The following is a 2,464-nucleotide window of genomic DNA, read 5'->3' as shown; positions in this document are numbered from 1 at the left end:
TCCCCGGCCTCTGGGACGCCCATGTCCATGTCTTCTCGACGCCGGACGAGCCCGAGACGGCCCTGAAGCTCTACCTGATCAACGGCGTGACCGGCATCCGGGACATGGGCGCCCTCTGGCCCATCGAGGCGCAGCAGGCACTACAGGCACAGATCGAACGGGGCGAGGTTCTCGGTCCCCGCCTAGTCCTGTCCGGCGCTTGGGTCGACGCGAGCCCCGGCTCCTGGCCGGGCATGTTCCTTGCGGACACACCGCAGGCGGCGCGCGAGGTCGTCGCGCGGATCGCCTCGGAAGGCTGGGCCGCGGTGAAGGCCTATTCGATGCTCGACGAGGCGACCTATCTCGCGCTCGCGCAGGCGGCGGAGGCGCACGGGCTGCCGCTTGTTGGACATGTCCCCGAGCGCGTCGCGCTGTCGACGGCGATTGACGCCGGTCAGGCGGGGATGGAGCATTTCGGCCACGTCTCGATGGCCTGCTCCACCGCCGAGGAGCGGATGCTCGCCGACCTGCGCGAAGCGATGGCGGCCGGCGCGGACCAGGCGGACGTCTTCGCCATCATGGCGGCGCGGAACGGGATCGTCCTGCGCACCTGGGACGAAGGCCTTTGCGAGGCGACACTCGCGCGGATGGCCGAGGCCGGGATGCATGTGAGCCCGACGCTCGTCGTAGCGGACTTCTACACCGGCAACTGGCCGCCCGCCGACGCGCCCCGGATGCGCATGATACCTGCGGACGTGCGCGAGGCCTGGGGCCGCCCGGACTTCCGGCTGGAGGCGATGACTGACGAAGTCCGCGCACTGGCCCAGGACAGCATCGCGCTCGACCGGCGCACGTTCCTGATGGCGCACGAGACCGGCGTTCCGATCCTCGCCTCCACGGACGCCTCCTTCGCCAATCCCTACCTCTTTCACGGTTTTTCCCTGCTCGACGAGCTGGACCTCTATGTCGAGATCGGCCTCACCCCGCGCGAGGCGCTCTTCACGGCGACGGTCGCGCCGCCCCGCTTCTTCGGGTTGCCCGACCAGGACGGTCGCATCGCGGAGGGGCGGCGGGCGGATCTGGTGCTGCTCGACGCCGATCCGCTGGAGGATCTGGCGACCCTGCGCCGGCCGCGCGTGGTCATCATCGGCGGCCGCGTGCTCGACCGCGAGGCCCTCGATGCGCTCGAAGCGGAGCTTCTGAGGCGCGGTGCGGAGTGATGCCCTCGATCCAGCCGGGAGGTTCGGAATGCCAACGCACAGGACAGGCCCGCCTCATGCCGCCCTTCGGCGCCGTGCGCGGCCCTTGCGTGTCATGACGGCCGCCGTTCTGGTCGTCGCGGCGCTGCTGGTGGCCGGGATCGGAACGCTCTTCGCGCTCAGCCCCGGACGTCCCGCGCCGCTGCGCGATGCCGCGGGCAACGTCATCCCCGGCAGCATTTCCGAAAGGGTCACGGTCGAGATCGGCGGGCTGCCGCAGGGCATGATCATCCAGAGCGCCGATCCCTCGAATCCCGTTCTCCTTTTCCTGCACGGCGGCCCCGGGATGGTCGAGTTCTTTATGGAACAGGAATATCCCACGGGTCTCGAGCGGCACTTCACGATGGTTTGGTGGGAGCAGCGCGGCGCAGGAATCTCCTTCTCCCCCGACATCCCTCCCGAGACCATGACGATGGAGCGGATGATCGCGGACACGATCGAGGTCGCCGACTACCTGCGCGACCGCTTCGCACAAGACCGGATCATACTGCTCGGCCATTCCTGGGGCGCCTATCTCGGCATCCAGGTCGCGGCGGTCGCGCCAGACCGCTTCAGCGCTTATGTCGGCATGGGCCAGATCGCGCATCAGCTCCGCTCCGAGGTCATGGCGCGGGACTACATGATCGCGGCCTATCGCGCGCGCGGCGACGAGCGGATGGCGCAAAGGCTCGAGGCCGCGCCGGTCAGCATGGAGGAGGGCACGTCGGACGCGTGGATGCGGCTGCGGGACGCGGCGATGCACCGGCTCGGCGTCGGGCATGCCCATGACATGAACTCGGTCGTGACCGGCATCTTCCTGCCCATGTGGCGGGTGCGCGCCTACACGCTGGCGGAGAAGGTGAACATCTGGCGCGGCAAGATCTGGTCGCGCCCATTCTTCTGGAACGACCTGATCCACGACGACCTGACCGCGCGGCTGACCGAGTTCGAGGTGCCCGTCTACTTGCTGACGGGCCGCCACGACTACACGACAAATGCCGACCTCACGCGCGCGTATTTCGGAGTTATCGAGGCACCAGAAAAAGGGTTCTACCTGTTCGAGAACAGCGCCCACAGTCCATTGTTCGAGGAACCGGAGCGCGCTCTGGAAATCCTCCTGAACGATGTGCTGCACGGCACGACCACGCTTGCGGATGCACGTTCAGCGAGAGCGCCGGGCGGCGGATCATACCTCTCTCTACCGAAACAATCGGTTCAGCGAGGCTGCGCCAGGAGCCCCACGCAGA

Annotated in this window: 2 protein-coding genes; both read left to right on the top strand. The window is 68.0% G+C overall.

Annotation, left to right across the window (positions count from 1 at the left end; all coding sequences use genetic code 11):
- On the top strand, positions 1 to 1,199 hold a 1,199-nt coding region (locus ACTS11_RS18220), incomplete at its 5' end, for an amidohydrolase family protein (protein ID WP_442641709.1).
- Positions 1,200 to 1,293: 94 nt separating this feature from the next.
- A partial coding sequence (locus tag ACTS11_RS18215; RefSeq protein ID WP_442641708.1) for an alpha/beta fold hydrolase occupies positions 1,294 to 2,464 on the top strand: 1,171 nt, incomplete at its 3' end.

The organism is Roseicyclus sp. (assembly GCF_052168335.1).
In the GTDB taxonomy this organism is placed as follows: Bacteria; Pseudomonadota; Alphaproteobacteria; order Rhodobacterales; family Rhodobacteraceae; genus Roseibacterium.
The sequence above is the reverse complement of the archived record's forward strand: the minus strand, read 5'-3'. Positions and strand labels throughout refer to the sequence as shown.